Origin of the sequence: Dorea sp. OM07-5, assembly GCF_003481355.1 — a bacterium.
GTDB lineage: Bacteria > Bacillota > Clostridia > Lachnospirales > Lachnospiraceae > Dorea_D > Dorea_D hominis.
In genome coordinates this window covers 1-603 of the sequence record NZ_QUKZ01000040.1, presented here as the reverse complement: position 1 = coordinate 603, position 603 = coordinate 1, and the positions used below count along the sequence as shown (strand labels likewise).

Genomic DNA, 603 nt, shown 5'->3' with positions numbered 1-603 from the left:
ATAACTGTAATACGTCTGTGCTACAAACTGTTTGGTTGCCTCCGCGATCTGGCTGTCGCTGTAGCCTGCCAGCTTATAATATGCACATAAGATATCAATGACTGATCCCGGATTCGTCTTCTCATATTTTCCCTGGATATATTTTCCCATGTTGTTCATCAACGAATAATAATCACCGGTATATTCGATACCTTTCAGTTCATACACTCTGTCATACGCATTTTTTATAATTTCATCTTTCTTTTCTCCCTGTGATGGGTCTTCCGTATAAGCTGATTTCAGCGTAGTTTCACAGCGTGCGGTTGCTTCCAGAAACTTATTATAAAAATTAAAATAGTCATTCAGATAGTCCTCATAACTTCGTTTCTGATCTGTCTGATCAATCTTTTTACCAAGAGCTTCAATCTGACCTTTGATTTCCTCCGTATTCTTCTGCATATCGCTTTCCAGCTTATTCAGGGAAATGCTCTGCTTATCAAGAGAGCTCTGGATACTGGCAAGTTCGGATTGTACCTCGCTTAAATCCACTTGATTTACAATAACCGTACTTCCCGGCGATTCATTATTGTTAAGTCCTAATATCTCTTTTCCGATATTTTTAAA

The 603-nt window shown here is 38.5% G+C and carries 1 protein-coding gene; it reads right to left on the bottom strand.

Annotated elements, in window-relative coordinates; genetic code table 11:
* A partial coding sequence (locus DXC04_RS15650) for a hypothetical protein (protein ID WP_199692558.1) occupies nucleotides 1-603 on the bottom strand: 603 nt, incomplete at both ends.